General features: G+C 36.7%; 13 protein-coding genes. 9 read left to right on the forward strand and 4 right to left on the reverse strand.

Going from position 1 to position 16,388, the window contains the following annotated elements; translation table 11 throughout:
* The first annotated feature begins 113 nt into the window (after nt 1-113).
* From B8967_RS08950 to B8967_RS08975, 6 genes are all read left to right on the forward strand, one after another.
* Nucleotides 114-3,512, forward strand: coding sequence for a T9SS type B sorting domain-containing protein (locus B8967_RS08950; RefSeq protein ID WP_179140047.1), 3,399 nt, complete (start codon nt 114-116; stop codon nt 3,510-3,512).
* A gap of 170 nt (nt 3,513-3,682) precedes the next feature.
* A complete protein-coding gene (locus tag B8967_RS08955) occupies nt 3,683-4,474 on the forward strand; it encodes a hypothetical protein (protein WP_047488689.1) in 792 nt (263 codons plus the stop codon).
* A 296-nt stretch (nt 4,475-4,770) separates the two neighbouring features.
* On the forward strand, nt 4,771-5,532 hold the full coding sequence (locus B8967_RS08960) for a DUF6759 domain-containing protein (RefSeq protein WP_047488686.1): 762 nt from the start codon (nt 4,771-4,773) through the stop codon (nt 5,530-5,532).
* Between the two features lie 251 nt (nt 5,533-5,783).
* A complete protein-coding gene (gene trmB / locus B8967_RS08965; protein ID WP_047488683.1) occupies nt 5,784-6,461 on the forward strand; it encodes a tRNA (guanosine(46)-N7)-methyltransferase TrmB in 678 nt (225 codons plus the stop codon).
* Between the two features lie 17 nt (nt 6,462-6,478).
* Nucleotides 6,479-7,180, forward strand: coding sequence for a DUF6759 domain-containing protein (locus B8967_RS08970; RefSeq protein ID WP_084085790.1), 702 nt, complete (start codon nt 6,479-6,481; stop codon nt 7,178-7,180).
* Between the two features lie 6 nt (nt 7,181-7,186).
* A complete protein-coding gene (locus B8967_RS08975; RefSeq protein WP_047488677.1) occupies nt 7,187-7,621 on the forward strand; it encodes a DUF6759 domain-containing protein in 435 nt (144 codons plus the stop codon).
* 394 nt (nt 7,622-8,015) lie between these two features.
* On the opposite strand, the gene rpsB is transcribed toward B8967_RS08975, so the two are convergent.
* The 3 genes from rpsB to rplM form a co-directional block, all read right to left on the reverse strand.
* Complete coding sequence (gene rpsB, locus B8967_RS08980; protein WP_047488674.1) at nt 8,016-8,777, reverse strand: 30S ribosomal protein S2; 762 nt, start codon at nt 8,775-8,777, stop codon at nt 8,016-8,018.
* Nucleotides 8,778-8,985: 208 nt separating this feature from the next.
* The gene (gene rpsI, locus B8967_RS08985) at nt 8,986-9,372 is read right to left on the reverse strand and encodes a 30S ribosomal protein S9 (protein WP_034746528.1); all 387 of its coding nucleotides are present in this window, start codon (nt 9,370-9,372) and stop codon (nt 8,986-8,988) included.
* A gap of 6 nt (nt 9,373-9,378) precedes the next feature.
* Nucleotides 9,379-9,834, reverse strand: a complete 456-nt coding sequence (gene rplM, locus B8967_RS08990; RefSeq protein ID WP_047488670.1) for a 50S ribosomal protein L13 — start codon at nt 9,832-9,834, stop codon at nt 9,379-9,381.
* A gap of 344 nt (nt 9,835-10,178) precedes the next feature.
* Between rplM and B8967_RS08995 the strand changes: the two genes are divergently transcribed.
* A complete protein-coding gene (locus B8967_RS08995; protein ID WP_084085792.1) occupies nt 10,179-11,285 on the forward strand; it encodes a DUF3667 domain-containing protein in 1,107 nt (368 codons plus the stop codon).
* A gap of 17 nt (nt 11,286-11,302) precedes the next feature.
* Here the strand turns inward: B8967_RS08995 and B8967_RS09000 are convergent, their stop codons facing one another.
* Nucleotides 11,303-11,635 (reverse strand): hypothetical protein, encoded by a 333-nt coding sequence (locus B8967_RS09000; protein ID WP_084085794.1) that lies wholly within the window; start codon nt 11,633-11,635, stop codon nt 11,303-11,305.
* A gap of 249 nt (nt 11,636-11,884) precedes the next feature.
* On the opposite strand from B8967_RS09000, the gene B8967_RS09005 reads away from it, so the two are divergent.
* Both B8967_RS09005 and B8967_RS09010 read left to right on the forward strand, forming a co-directional pair.
* On the forward strand, nt 11,885-15,232 hold the full coding sequence (locus tag B8967_RS09005; protein ID WP_047488660.1) for a methylmalonyl-CoA mutase family protein: 3,348 nt from the start codon (nt 11,885-11,887) through the stop codon (nt 15,230-15,232).
* 84 nt (nt 15,233-15,316) lie between these two features.
* Nucleotides 15,317-16,375: a hypothetical protein gene (locus B8967_RS09010; RefSeq protein ID WP_143330491.1), complete on the forward strand. Its 1,059-nt coding sequence runs from the start codon at nt 15,317-15,319 to the stop codon at nt 16,373-16,375.
* Nucleotides 16,376-16,388: the final 13 nt, after the last annotated feature.

A 16,388-nucleotide genomic window follows, 5' to 3' on the forward strand; every position in this document is an offset into this window, starting at 1 on the left:
AAAATTATACATAAAATTTTCAAAACCACGATTTTAAAGTCGTGGTTTTTTTATTAGTTTTTCAAGGTTTTAATATCATTTATTATTAAATTTGTGATAAATACTAATACTGAATGAAGAAAATTCTATCTTTTCTATTTATATTTTCTATTTTCACCTTTACCTTTGCCCAATTAGACAGAGAACATTGGTTTGCTCCGATGATCGACAGAACAGGCAGCCCCAATCCTTATCAGAAAATCTATTTATCGACCAATAGAACCACTCCTTTTCCAGTTAATATTTATAATAACAATATTCTGATCGGAACGGTGAATATCAGTAAAAACAATCCTCAAAAGTTTGATGTACTGAGAGAATATATTATTACAACTCAGCAGGCAGACTTATTTACTCCTACCACAAAAGGGTTATATTTAAAAGCAGAGTTTCCTTTCTATGCTAACTTAAGATTCTCGGTATATAACCATGCAGAAATTATTACCTCCAAAGGAATTCCTTCTACAGGAAAGAATTTCTATGCAGCGTCTGCCCCACTCTCTGTAAGTAATACGATTCTGAATTTCATGACCAGTGTTTTAGCGACAGAAGATAACACGTCGGTTACCATTACAGGATACAACCCACTCGTACAGTTTTCAAATGGAACTACAGGAGCAACCAATCCCACGATGACTTTTACCCTGAACAAGGGACAGTCTTACATTATTGATGGTATTGGGAACAGTATTGGAAATTTTGACGGGTTTATAGGGTCAAAAATCACGGCAAACAAACCGGTAAATATCACCAATGGAAATTTTAACGGTCAATATGCCGGCGACTACCCTTCAAGTTCCGATATTTTAATGGATCAGGCGGTACCGGTAGAAAGACTTGGTAATGAATTTGCCCTTGTAAAAGGCAACGGAAGCATAGGAACTCATATGGAGGGTGCCGTAGTGATTGCCACCGAAGATAATACTCAGATCTATGTAAATAATGAAATTGCACCTATAGCGACCATCAATACCGGAAAATATTTTGTAATTCCCGACACAAAATATAGCTTACAGGGTGGAGGACATTACAATCTATACGTTAAAACATCTAAAAATGCATATGTATATCAGATATTAGCAGGAAGCGATAATGCGTTAAATCAGGTAGCAACCGGTGGATTCAACTTTATACCTGCCCTGAACTGTTATTTGCCAAAGCAGATTAATGAACTTGGTTTTATTAACGAAAATTTTGTTTACTCCAATGGAAATCCTTCAGGGATCCTCAATATTCCTACAAAATTGAATCTCATTACAGAAAGAGGAGCCAATGTAACAGTGAATGGGGCAACCCCGCTAGCGAGTACAGGGCCATATGATATGACCGGTACCACCAATTGGGTCACCTATGGAATTCCAAATGTAACAGGAACAATAACTATCGTTTCAGATAAAGCAATCACTGCTGGAATTAATGCAGGAAGTGATGCGGTAGGTTATGGAGGTTTTTTTGCGGGATTCCCCACACAGCCTGTCATTATAAAATCCGGAGGAGACTGTGCTCCCGGAATTATTCTTACTGTAGATCCTATTATTTATGACACTTACCAGTGGTATAGGAACGGAATTTTAATCACCGGAGCTACGGGATCTTCCATTACCCCCACTCAATCAGGCTACTATACCTGTACTGTAACCATGGGACGCTGCGCACCTTTAGTTACCGGACAATATAAAGTCCTGAACTGTACAAAGCTCAATACAGCAACCTATGACGTATGTACTACCCAAACGATAACACCTGCCTTTAGCAGCTCAACACAGACTCCCGTACCTGCTACGGTAGCCATTACCACAGCTCCTACTCTAGGCACAGCAGTTATAAACCCTGTTACCGGAATCATTACCTATACCGTTAATACTCCCGGAACTGCAGGAACTGATACTTTTACCTATACTTTCTGTGGGAATGATCCTGATTTTCCAGATTGCGAAACGATAACTGTCACCATCAATATTCTTGCCCTTACTGTAACAGACAGAACATTGAGTGCGTGTGATATTAATGGACTTGGTGTATTTAATTTAACCACGGCAAATGTCACAAACAACACCCCAGTTACCATTACGTATTACCCTACCCTAGCGGATGCCCAGACAGAAAATCCTGCGGCCCTGATAGTAACTCCGGATTCATATTCTGCACCGAATGGAACAATTGTATATGCTGTAGTAAAAAATAACCTGGGCTGTAAAAGCATAGCAAAAATAACCCTAAATCTGTATAATAAAGCCATCGTACTGGACAACTATAATGGGGTCTTCTGTGATGATAACCTGGATGGAACCGTCAATATTATCTTACCCAATATCACGACCATCGTCCTTAACAATCCGACGTATTTTACGAATGTAAGGTATTATGCCAACCTTACAGATGCTACCGCAGGAAATGCCAACACACTTTCCAATACCTGGAGCTATACCGGTCCTGTTACGATCTATATCAGGGTAGATTCTCCGGATGGATGTGCTACGGTGATTAAACCTTTACAATTCAGTATCGGGGCCAGGATACAATTATTAAAAACCTCTGCTAACCAGGATATATGTGATGATGATTTAGACGGAATAAAATCAGTTAATCTCACACAGTACATGGCTCAGTTCACAACAGACCCTGCAGTTACCTTTACTTTTCATGGAAGTTTGGCTGAGGCGCAGAATAACATCAATCCTATTTCTCCGGCTGTAAATATTAATATGTCTCAGACTTATTATATCCGTTTTGAAAAAAATGGAGTATGCCCGGAAGTGGCTTCTATTAAAATCACCATTAAAATTCCTAAAAAATCAGACTTGCTGAAGGATCAGGCGATCTGTCCTAAAATGACCACCACCTTAAATGCAGGTCCGGGATTCGACAAATATTTGTGGAGTACAGGAGCTTCAACCCCCTCCATCACCAATGTCCCCGTGGGAAGCTACTGGGTAGATCTTACCTCGAACGGTTGTGTGTACAGACAGCACGTCAACGTCACAGAGTTACCACTTCCCATCATCACTTCCATTGAGATTGACGGAACCACCGTAAAGATAGGAGCAAGTGGTGGCACCCCACCTTATGAGTATTCTCTGGATGGAGTGGTATGGCAAAGTTCAAATATTTTTCAAAATGTACCGAGAGGGGCTCACACTGCATTTGTAAGAGATTCCAAATTGTGTGAAGAGGTCAAAAAATCATTTGCGATCATTAATCTTATCAATACCATTACTCCAAATGGTGACGGATATAATGAAGGAATAAGCTATTCAGCTTTAATGGCTAATGACAACCTGATATTCAGAATTTTTGACAGATATGGAGCAGAAGTCTTCAGAGGAACTCCTGAAAACAAATATACCTGGGACGGAAGACTGGGTGGAAGATATGTACCTACTGCTACCTATTGGTATTTTATCAGCTGGACAGAACATGGAACCGGACTCGAGATAAAGTATTCGAGCTGGCTTTTGGTAAAACACAGATAAAGTCGATTATCAATGTATAAAAGGTTCCTTCTGTCATCTTAAACACCATTAAAACCAAGTTTATAACACTCATTAACAATTTAATACTAAAGTTTAATATAACTTTAACCACTATTCGCGATCTTAATAGGAACAAATTGCTGTATTTCTATGTAATTTTGCCTCATTATATGAAGAAACTGTTTACTCTATTATTATTGGTTTTCCTTGCAAAAATCAATGCTCAAATATATTCTGGAGAGGTATTTCTAAGAGATAATTCTATTTTATACCTTAACCAGGTTTATGTTACCAACCTTAATACACAGAAGACTGTACTCACAGACTACAATGGTAATTTTAACATTCCTGCCAATCCGGGGGATGTTATCCGTTTTACCTCTATTGTTACAGAGAGAAAGGATGTCAAACTCACCCCACAGTTAATAGAACAGAAAAACTTAATTGAGCTCAAGATAGCGTATTATGAAATACAGGAAATTGTACTCACCCGGTTCAAGCCTACCGGAAACCTTCGGTATGACGTAAACTCTATTAGAAAAGAAGATAAGAGCCTTGCCCTTAAAAAAGTAATCGGCCTGCCACAGCCTAAGGGTGACGGTACGCCGCCTGAACTTCCTGTTGCAGGATTGAGAGATGGTGGACTTACATTAAGCCTGGAAAGTATTTATGATATGCTCTCCGGAGAAAGGAAGAAAAAACAGCGTTATCTTGCCTACGAAAGAATGAATGGTTCGGTAAGCCAAATCAAAAATTATTTAGGAAAGGATTATTTCCTGAGGTTTAAAATCCCGGAAAACCTGATAGATAACTTCCTGCAGTTTGTGTATACGTCTGAAAATATTCAGCCTTACGTACTGGCCGGAAATTTTGAAGCCATTAAAATCCCGATTGAAAAATATATCCCGATTTATCAGAAAAGATTGAGAAACTCCCATCTTCAGGAAGTTGTTGGTAAGTAACACCTGACATCTTAGCTGAAAGCTATTCGGAAATCATACAGACTGATCCATGAGAATATTTTCATGGATTCGTTTTTTTCTACAAGGCTGTATGTATTGGTATGTTATAACCTTCAATTTCAAATATAGAAAATTCAAATTTCAACAAAGAAAATTCTTTACTATTCAAAAATATATGTATTTTTAGGTCACAATTTTGTGTTTAAAATAAAAACAATACTATTTCGTTATAGTAAACACTAATTACCACCAAACCAAATTAAGAGAAAGTATCCATTTTTAGCTTAATATTATTAATGAAAAAATTACTTTTACTTCTTGTTTCCGTGCTGTTCTTTAATATGTCTGCCCAAAAAAAGGGAAAAGACTATACTAATGTTATAAAAAGTAACAACATCTACGAGATCAATGCTTTCTTAAGAGACGCTCATCCTGATGATCCGCGAAGATCTGTTTTAAAACCCCGGGTCATGGAATTGATGAGGGAATATATCAAAAATGCCCATCCTGAGGATCAAAAGGTCAAAGATATGCAGGAAATGCTTGCCTTACTGAGAAGAAGACCTTCTACCAAGATCAGTTTTGATGAAATGAATGCCATTATCAAGCAGAAACAGATTGCAAAATACAAGGCAGAACTTGCTGCAAAACAGCCTACCACCGTATATACTCCGAGTACCAGTGCGAATACATTTGTCGCCAATACAACTACTAATGCAGCTATTCCGGATGCAGAGGCTGAAGAGTTCAATATGCTGATGGCAGTATCCCCTACTGAACATCAAAACAGAACGGTCAAAATACTTAATTCGTTGTTTGATAATGATCCCAATGCCAAAGAATGTATCGTCCTGATCCAAAATAAATCAGACTGTAATATTATTGTAAGAATGGAGGGAGTGGGAACTACTAAATACAGGCTTGCCGTTCCTTCAAAAGGTGAAAGCTCTGTGGTGATAGAAAAAGGACAATACCTTTTTACCAGCCTGGTATGCGGTGCGCAGTATGCCTCTCAAAAAACAGTCCAGCGTCCAATCATGGTAGCGTTAGGAAACTAGCTTCTTTCTTAGAAAAAGAACAGGCTTAAAAAATGACCAAAAAAGCCTGATAGGTATTATAATTTAAATTAGAATCATAAATTTTATATATTAAATACATTCATTCACTATACATTACGGTGATGATATTTTCGCTATCCCCAATCGTTTCTCGCTTCTTTTTTGTAATATCACTCATTGTAGTTAAAAGTAAACAGATCTGATCAATATCGTTAATTTTTTCATATTTTTGCAGTCATTTTATAAATTCAATGGGCAAGAATAAATTAGCAAGATTTGCAGAAAACAAAACATTACCAAATGTAATCCAACCTACAAGAGAAGATGCGCTGAAAGGCTTTGAACTGAAAGGGAACTGGAGAAAAGATTTCTTTAAAAATGATCATCCGATTGTATTGGAATTAGGATGTGGAAAAGGTGAATATTCTGTGGGACTTGCAAAAACGTTTCCTGAAAAAAACTTTATAGGAATTGATATTAAAGGAGCAAGATTTTGGTTTGGTGCAAAGGAAGCTGTAGAAAGCAATATGAATAATGTAGCTTTTTTAAGAAGCCAGATTGAGCTTGTGGATCATTTTTTTGCTGAAAACGAAGTAGATGAGATCTGGATTACGTTTCCTGATCCTCAGATCAAATATAAAAGAACCAAACACAGACTGACACATCCTGACTTTTTAGACCGATATAAAAAGTTCCTGAAGCCAGGTGGTATTATTCATTTAAAAACAGATTCAGAATTTTTACACGGATATACACTGGGTTATTTACAGGGAGCAGGCTACGAAATCATTAGCGCTCACCATGACATTTATGGTGCACCAGAATATGATCCGAATACGGAACATTTGAGAGATATTAAAACACATTATGAAGAACTGTTTTCAGCTAAAGGAAAAACGATAACCTATATTAAATTCCGGATAAGCTGATGAAATAACTTAAATTGATGAAAAAAAAATTTTTGACGATTTTATTTTTCACCTTCCTTACCCCCATCTTTACTGATGCTCAAAAAGGCAGTAAAGACATTCTTAAAAGCACAAAAATCAAGGAAATTGAAGAATATTTAAAGAACGCCCATCCCGATGATCCCAAAAGGAGTGTTCTTAAACCCAAACTCATTGCTTTAAAAAATGCTGAGTGGACAAAAGGAGCCCATACTGCCAAACCTATGGAGGCAAGGCCTGTTATCTCCGATATTCCCAAAAGCGTCTTAAGAAGCCCAAATTCCAGTGAAGCTGAAGAATTTAAGAAACTGATTGCTGAAACATCTGAAGAGCACAAAGAAAAGACAGTAAGGCTTCTGAACGCAATGCTAAGCGAGGATATTACCCGAAAAGAAGCTATCCTGCTGTTTAAAAATAATTCGGATTGTAATATCGTTCTAAGGATTGAAGGAAAAGACTATTATAACTTAGCTGTTCCTGCCCATGGAGAAAATGTTGTTGTCATTAATAAGGGTTCTTATACCCTAAGCAGCAATGTTTGCGACCTGAAATACTTCTCTCAAAAAGAGATTAAGAAAAGTATATTTATAACGATTGGCAATCCGGGTCAGTCCCCGGCAGAAACAGATAATAATACGGAAACGGATCTAAAAAAAATGACACCGAAAAAGTCTTCAAAAACAAAAAAAAGCAAAAAATAAAACTGAATGAAAAAGCTATTGTTCTTTATGGGCACATCCATTATCCTTACCAGCTGTAATGTTAATTATGGAAATTACCCCATAAGAAACCCTTACCCTTCCGGTAATTCCGGTAGTGCTGCCAGCACAGAAAGAGAATATAGCGAACTGATCAAGACCTATAAACCTGAAACCGCTGATGTTCTTAGTGATCTTCTTAATAATGATGATCCGGGCAATCCAAGGACCTCTCTTTCCATAGAAAATCAATCCTCTTGTAATATGGTCCTTACAGTAAGCGGAAATAATTTCTTTAAAAAAATACCCATAGCTTCTGGAAAAATAGGCTATACTATGGTCCCTAAAAATCAGAATTACAGATTATCCGGTATGGTATGCAATTCTTCCTATCAATCGACCAAGTATATCACAACCTCCTATTCTGTAAAGCTTTCAAGATAAATAAAAACCCACAGCATGCTGTGGGTTTAGTTTTTTCTTTATTTTCAGTAAGCAAAACAAATTCAGTATCATTACCAAAAATTTAGAGACTGTTTAAATTTCTAAATTTGATTTTTTATCTAACATTCAAATCTTTATCCCAATCACATTCTTTAAGGATTTTTTGATTAAAAAGATGATGTACCGATGATGTGTTTTTCTAACGCAAAGCTTTAGCTTCATTATCCATAGTTTCAGGGAGCAAAGGATAGAATTCGTCGAAGCCTATGGATAAGCATACATCTTCTCATAACCAAACATATAAAATTCCTGAATACAATGTAAACAGGTTCTTAAAATAAAAAAACGCCGGATAAAATCCAGCGTTTTTTTTATAGTAAAGAAATTTCTTTAATTATTCAGCATCGAAATCAGCATCTGTATCAGCAGATACTTTTTCTCCTTCTTCTTTAGATTTTTCTTTATCAGCTTTTCTTTGAGACTGACCTTCTTTGATAGATTCAGAAACTACGCTAAGGATCATATCAATAGATTTAGAAGCATCATCGTTTCCTGGGATAACGAAGTCTACTTTTCTAGGGTCAGAGTTTGTATCAACGATACCGAAAACTGGAATACCTAATTTCTTAGCTTCAGTTACCGCGATGTGTTCTCTTAAGATATCAACTACAAATACAGCAGAAGGAAGTCTAACCATGTCAGAGATAGAACCTAAGTTTTTCTCTAAGTTAGCTCTTTGTCTGTCAACTTGTAATCTTTCTTTTTTAGATAAAGTTTCGAACGTACCGTCTTTTTTCATTTTGTCGATAGAGTTCATCTTCTTTACAGCCTTTCTGATAGTAACGAAGTTCGTTAACATACCACCTGGCCATCTTTCTGTGATATAAGGCATATTAAGTTCTGAAGCGTGTTTTGCAACAACTTCTTTCGCTTGCTTTTTAGTTGCAACGAATAGAACTTTTTTACCTGCAGAAGTTAATTTTTCTAAAGCGCTGCAAGCTTCATCTAATTTAACTGCTGTTTTATGTAAGTCTACAATGTGAATACCGTTCTTCTCCATAAAAATGTATGGAGCCATATTTGGATTCCACTTTCTAGTCATGTGACCGAAGTGTACACCAGCCTCTAAAAGGTCTTTTACATTTGCTTTTGCCATGTTTTCTGTTTTTGTTAGTTTACTTTCCGTCTTTTAAACAATCAACAACTTCTTTAGATGGGAGAAGCGTTTGGATGCTAAACGTAACGGGCAATGTGGCGTAAGGCTTTTTGCTTTTAGCAATGGGCATTTCGCCGAGATTAAGTTTAAAAAAAATTTAATACATTTCTGTAGCCAATAGCCAGTAGCCATTCGCCAACATGAAATCTTAACGTTTTGAGAATTGGAATCTCTTTCTTGCTTTTTTCTGACCTGGCTTCTTTCTTTCCACCATTCTTGCGTCTCTTGTAAGTAAACCAGCAGGCTTTAATGCTAATCTGAATTCAGCATTAATTTCGCATAAAGCTCTTGAAATACCTAATCTGATAGCTTCTGCCTGACCTGTATTTCCACCACCGAATACGTTTACGGTAACGTCATACTGACCAACAGTCTCAGAAAGGATAAACGGTTGGTTTAATTTGTAAACCATCACGTCTGTAGAGAAATAAGTTGCAGCGTCTTTACCGTTTACTGTAATGATTCCAGAACCTGGTCTTACATAAACTCTTGCTACAGAAGTTTTTCTTCTTCCGATTTTGTGAACTATAGACATAATTAATTATTTAAATTCGTTAACATTAATTGTTTTAGGCTGTTGAGCTTCATGCTTGTGCTCAGTACCTTCATATAAATAAAGATTTTTAAGGATAGCAGATCCTAGTTTGTTTTTAGGCAACATACCTTTTACAGACTTCTCTAATACCTTTAAAGAATCTTTCTTTTGAAGTTCAGCCGCAGTCATAGACTTCTGTCCACCAGGATATCCTGTATGCCAGATATAAGTCTTATCAGCCCACTTGTTTCCGGAAAGTGTAATTTTCCCAGCATTCAAAACGATTACGTTATCACCACAATCTACGTGAGGTGTAAAATTCGTTTTGTGCTTACCTCTCAAAATCTTTGCAACCGTAGAAGCTAGTCTACCTAACGGCTGTCCTTCAGCGTCTACCACAACCCATTCTTTATTAGCAGTAGCTTTGTTCGCTGAAACAGTTTTGTAACTTAATGTATTCACACGTTTTAGTTAAAGATTAAACATAATTTTCCCCTAAAAGGGTGTGCAAAGGTACAAATTATTTTTGTAACTGAAAAACATATTTTATTTAATCTATAGAATATTGCTTTCGTGAGGGAACGTTAATAGATTTTAACACGATGTTAAACTTTGGCATAAATCTTGTAAAAAATTTTTGCGATGAAAAAAAATTTTAGAAGATTCTAAAGACACAAATGATAAAGAAAAGAGTTTATTCCCAAAACTCTTTCTTTTTTTTATTTTTCTTAATGATTTCCGTAAAAACTTATTAATATCATTATTTTATTTCACGAAATAATTATATTTGCGCCAAACCCAGAACTATGAGCCACGGAAAAATCAGAGAAGATAAAACCTGCTTAAACTGCGGGCATCAGGTCGAAGAAAGATTTTGTCCCCATTGCGGACAAGAGAATATTGAAAGACGCCAGCCTTTTTATTTTCTTTTCACCCACTTTATTGAAGATTTCACCCATTATGATGGTCAGTTTTGGGGAACACTGAAAAATCTCATCTTCAAACCAGGAATGCTTACCAATACTTATCTGGAAGGTAAGAGACAAAAATTTGTACCTCCTGTAAAATTGTATATTTTTGTCAGTTTTATTACTTTCTTCGTATTTGCCCTTTTCCCGATGGTTAAGCTCAATTTTGACGGCAACAACAATTCCAAAAATACACCCAAAATAAGTTTTTTTGAAAAAATAAAATCACCCGAGGTTCAGAAAATGTTCGACAGTATAAAAGCTGAGCGAACGCTGACCAGAAAAGATTCCTTATCCATACAAAACCTAAATGTATTACCGGATACCGTCACAGTGAATGAAATAAAGGAAGTCTTGAAGATGAACAAAAAAATAGATAGAGATGTTGAGTACGGAGGTTACAAAACAAAGAAATCTTATGACTCGGCTGCCGCTAAAAATCCTTCTTTTCTTGATTTTATTCAAATACCGTTAGCTCATAAATTCTTTGAACTTAAAGAAAAAGGAGTAACCAAACAGGAGATCGTTGTCAATATGATAGAAAAATCATTCCATAATCTCCCAAAGGCTCTTTTCATTTACCTTCCTCTTTTTGCTTTCTTTTTATGGATTTTTCACAGTAAGAAAAAATGGTGGTATTTCGATCACGGAATTTTCACCCTGCATTACTTCTCATTCCTTTTATTGAATATCTTATTTATATTCTTACTCTCCAAATTGGTGGGGGTAATAAGTTTCAGGCCCATTAACCTATTGTTGTATTTAACAATGAGCGTCCTGCTATTTTACAATATTGGATATTTCTTCATCGCTCACCGCCGGGCTTATCATGCCCATGGAATGGTAAGTTTTATAATCGGACTTACATTATTAACCGTTAATTTCTTTGCGTTTATGTTTTTGGTGACCGGTCTTGCCTTAGTGAGCTTCCTGATGATTCACTAGTACAATAAGGAAACCTTTTATTTTCTTAATGACTTGCTACCTCTGAAGCTTGCAAATAAATAATAAGCAACAAAAACTGTAGAAAATTTAAGAATAGACGGAATAGCCAGTTCAAGTTTAAAAATCAAAGTTCCCACAAGAACCAGAATTCCCATGGCTACAAAAGACAATCCCATTTTTTGGGGCAATGTAAAGTTCGGGGTATCGAGATAATAGGCAATCCCCCAGGCTAAACCAAAGGCAATGGCATAATAGATATCCAGACCTAGATTTTCTGAACTCAGAAAGAAATAATTTATAAGGAAGCTTACTACCGTTCCCAACGCGAAATACATCAAAGCTTTTTGCATACCTGTAAAAATATTTTGCAAAAGTAGAGAATTTAATTTGAGAATTTGGAAATGAAAACACCCAATTCTCCCTTTCTGTAGTACTCCTGAAGCCTTAAACTCTCAAACCCTCAAACTCCCCGACCTAAAATCGGGGAGTTTTAATTAAATAACGACTTGCAATATAATGGAAATCAATACTATAAAATCAAACACAAGGTTCTTTTTTTATTGTTATATTTGAAAACTTAGAAACTTTCTAGAATTTTTATGGAAACCCAAAAATATACTCCAACCAACAAAGTAAGAATCGTAACAGCTGCCTCTTTATTTGACGGGCATGATGCTGCGATCAATATTATGCGTCGTGTCATTCAGGGAACCGGATGTGAAGTGATTCACCTGGGACATGATAAATCAGCTGAGGAAGTTGTCAACACAGCTATCCAGGAAGATGCCAATGCTATTGCCCTGACATCCTATCAGGGAGGTCATAATGAATATTTCAAATATATCTATGACCTGCTAAGAGAGAAAAACTCACCACAGATTAAAATCTTTGGTGGCGGTGGCGGTGTTATCCTTCCTGAAGAAATCAAAGATCTGATGGACTATGGAATCGACAGAATTTATTCTCCGGACGACGGCCGGGAACTGGGATTACAGGGAATGATTGATGATCTGGTAAACAGAGCAGACTTTGCTACAGGTAAAGAAATTACTGAAGATGACTTAGATGCCATCAGTTTTGAAAACTCGACAAGTATTGCCAAGATCATTTCTGCTGTAGAAAACTTTTCTGAAGAAAAACCTGAACTTGTAAAAGCTATTGACGAAAAATCAAAAGATTTACATATTCCAATCATTGGGATCACGGGTACAGGTGGAGCAGGAAAATCTTCATTGACAGATGAATTGGTAAGACGTTTCATCCGTTCAAATCCGGATAAAAAAATTGCCATTATTTCTATAGACCCTTCTAAAAAGAAAACAGGAGGAGCGCTTTTAGGAGACAGAATCCGTATGAATGCGATCAATGATCCCAGAGTTTATATGCGTTCAATGGCCACAAGAGAAAATAACGTTTCAGTATCACCGTTCATTCATTCTGCTTTAAATGTATTGAAACTGGCACATCCGGATGTGATCATTTTGGAAACTTCAGGTATTGGCCAGTCCGGTTCGGAAGTTTCTGATTTTGCAGATGTTTCCATGTATGTGATGACTCCCGAATATGGAGCCTCCACTCAGCTTGAGAAAATTGACATGTTAGATTATGCCGATTTAGTGGCTTTAAATAAATCTGATAAACGAGGTGCTCTTGATGCACTTCAGGCGGTAAGAAAACAGTTCCAGAGAAACCATTTACTTTGGGAAAGTCCATTGGATGAAATGCCTGTATACGCTACAAAAGCATCTCAGTTCAATGACCATGGAACAACAGAATTATACAACAGGCTTGTTTCCAAAGTAAACGATAAATTTTCCGATTTACATTTAAATACTTTCGCTGAACAGGAAATTACAGAAGAAGTAACGATTATCCCTCCAAAAAGAGTTCGTTACCTGTCTGAAATTGTTGAAAACAACAGAATATATGATGAAAACATTGAAAAACAGGCTGAATTAGCCAGAACAATGTATCATATTGAAGGGGTTAAAAAAATTATTTCCAATGAGGCATTAGATGCGGAATATCAAAAAGCTGAAAAGGAACTTCAACAGGAAAACATCGACTTCCTGAAGTCTTGGGAAGATACGAAAAAAGCTTTCCATGAGGAGTTTTATTCCTATTTCGTACGTGGAAAAGAAATTAAAGTTGAGACTTCTACAGAATCTCTGTCTCATTTGAGAATTCCAAAAATTGCATTACCAAAATACAACGATTGGGGGGATCTGATCAAGTGGAAAGGCCAGGAAAATCTTCCGGGAGGATTCCCTTACACGGCAGGAATTTATCCTTTTAAAAGAACAGGAGAAGATCCAACCAGAATGTTTGCAGGGGAAGGAGGTCCGGAAAGAACCAACAGAAGATTCCATTACGTTTCTGCAGAAATGCCTGCTAAACGTTTATCAACAGCTTTTGACTCTGTAACTTTATACGGTCAGGATCCTGCTTTACCACCGGATATTTACGGTAAAATCGGAAATGCAGGAGTTTCTATCGCCACTCTGGATGATGCCAAGAAACTGTATTCAGGATTTGACCTGGTGAATGCAATGACTTCCGTTTCAATGACGATTAACGGTCCGGCTCCAATGCTGCTGGCTTTCTTTATGAATGCTGCCATCGACCAGAACGTTGAAAAATACATCGCTGAACATAAACTGGAAGCTAAGGTTGAAGCTGTATTAAAAGCAAAATTTGACGATAAAGGGTTAGAAAGACCAAAATATAACGGAGAACTTCCTCCATCCAACAATGGTTTAGGATTAAAACTTTTAGGGATTACAGGAGATGAAGTAATTCCTGCAGAAGCTTATGCTGAAATTAAAGCCAAAACAATCGCCACCGTTCGTGGAACGGTTCAGGCTGATATTTTAAAAGAAGATCAGGCTCAGAACACCTGTATTTTCTCTACTGAATTTGCTTTAAGACTGATGGGAGATGTTCAGGAATATTTTATCACAGAAAAAGTAAGAAACTTCTACTCCGTCTCTATTTCAGGATATCACATTGCTGAAGCTGGTGCCAATCCGGTTTCGCAGCTGGCATTTACATTGGCTAACGGATTTACGTATGTAGAATATTACCTAAGCCGTGGAATGGACATCAACGATTTTGCTCCGAATTTATCTTTCTTCTTCTCCAACGGTATCGACCCTGAATATTCAGTAATCGGACGTGTAGCAAGAAGAATCTGGGCAAAAGCTATGAAACTGAAATATGGAGCTGACGAAAGAAGCCAGATGCTGAAATACCACATCCAGACTTCAGGACGTTCACTTCACGCTCAGGAAATTGATTTCAATGATATCAGAACTACGCTGCAGGCACTTTATGCCATCTATGACAACTGTAATTCATTACACACCAACGCTTATGACGAGGCTATTACAACGCCTACAGAGCAGTCTGTAAGAAGAGCAATGGCTATTCAGCTGATCATTAATAAAGAATTAGGGTTAGCTAAAAATGAAAATCCACTGCAGGGATCATTTATTATTGAAGAACTGACAGATCTTGTGGAAGAAGCAGTATATGCAGAATTTGACAGAATTACGGAAAGAGGCGGTGTTCTTGGTGCTATGGAAACGATGTACCAACGTTCAAAAATTCAGGAAGAATCTATGCATTATGAGTGGCTGAAACATACCGGAGAATATCCAATTATTGGAGTAAATACTTTCCTTGGAAAAGACGGTTCACCTACGGTTCGTCCGGGAGAGGTAATCCGTTCTACGGAAGAAGAAAAGCAGGTTCAGATCGAAACACTTCATAATTTCCAAAAATCAAATGAAGATAAATCTGAGGAAGCTCTTAAAAAATTACAATATGCAGCCATCAATCAGCAAAACCTTTTTGGGATTATGATGGATGCTGTGAAATACTGTTCTCTTGGACAAATCACCAATGCTTTATTTGAAGTGGGTGGCAAGTACAGAAGAAATATGTAATACCCTGAACAGGAGATTATAAAATTAAAACCTCAAGGAATTTCTTTGAGGTTTTTTTGTATTTTTAATCCAAAACTTTTACCAATGAAGAGATTAATCATGAAAAATTATTTTAGCAGAGCCTTAATGGTAGTCACGCTCTTCCTGACCTCAATTCTATCTGCCCAAAAGCGAACTGAAGATTTTACCATCAGTCTTCCCACTAAAAAAGTAGATAAAAGCTATTATAAAACAATCAAACTGATTGACCGCAGAACGGACACCACTTCATTAGGCATTGTTCAGCAGGGGCTTTTAAATGCTAAAGCAAGAGTTGTTTCTGCTTCAAGTCTTTCCAGCCAGTTTCAGAATGTACTGAACGGCATCAATGGAGAAAATACAGAGGATGGGACTTTAGTTTTATATCTTAAACAGCTCTATTTTGCAGAGCTTACGGCTAAGCTAAGTGAGCATGGCTATTGTTATTTTCAGGCATTTTTATTTTCAAAAAATGACGATGGAACTTATTCTTTGATTGATCAGTCGGATAAGGTGATTGATCACAGGGCAACTGATGTCACAAAAGAAACCCTCCAGAAAGGAAGCGAAATGCTTATTGACTTTATTAGTACTAATGCTGCTAAAAAACCTGAAACCACTCATCACTACACCTACGAACAGGTTAAAAACTTTGATGATACAGCAAAAGAATCGATCCCTTTTTATAGTTCATCTCCATTGAAGGACGGAGTTTATAAAGACTATAATTCTTTAAAAAATCAACAACCTGATCAGGAGATTTCTAACGTAAAATTTTATGGTAATGCTCCCAAAATCGTAAGAATCTATGAAACTGCAGACGGAAAAGAAAAAGAGATTAAAAAAGAGGATATCTATGCAGTAGTATATAAAGGTGAACCTTACCTCTATCTTTCTATAGAAAATCTGTTTACCAGAGCAGAGAAAAGAGACAATGATTATTATTTCATTGGAAAAATAAGATCAGATCCCAATAGAGGAAGCATGATGGTCACCGGTGCAGCATTTTTTGGAGCCATCGGAGTCTTGATTATGACCAATCCTGCATACCCTTTTGAAATGAAAATCAATTACTTTAATGGAGGATTCATTCCTGTGAAAGAAATTCAGAACAAAAGATACTAATAGCTAAAATCTC

The sequence above is a fragment of the Chryseobacterium sp. YR221 genome (assembly GCF_900176315.1).
In the GTDB taxonomy this organism is placed as follows: Bacteria; Bacteroidota; Bacteroidia; order Flavobacteriales; family Weeksellaceae; genus Chryseobacterium; species Chryseobacterium rhizosphaerae.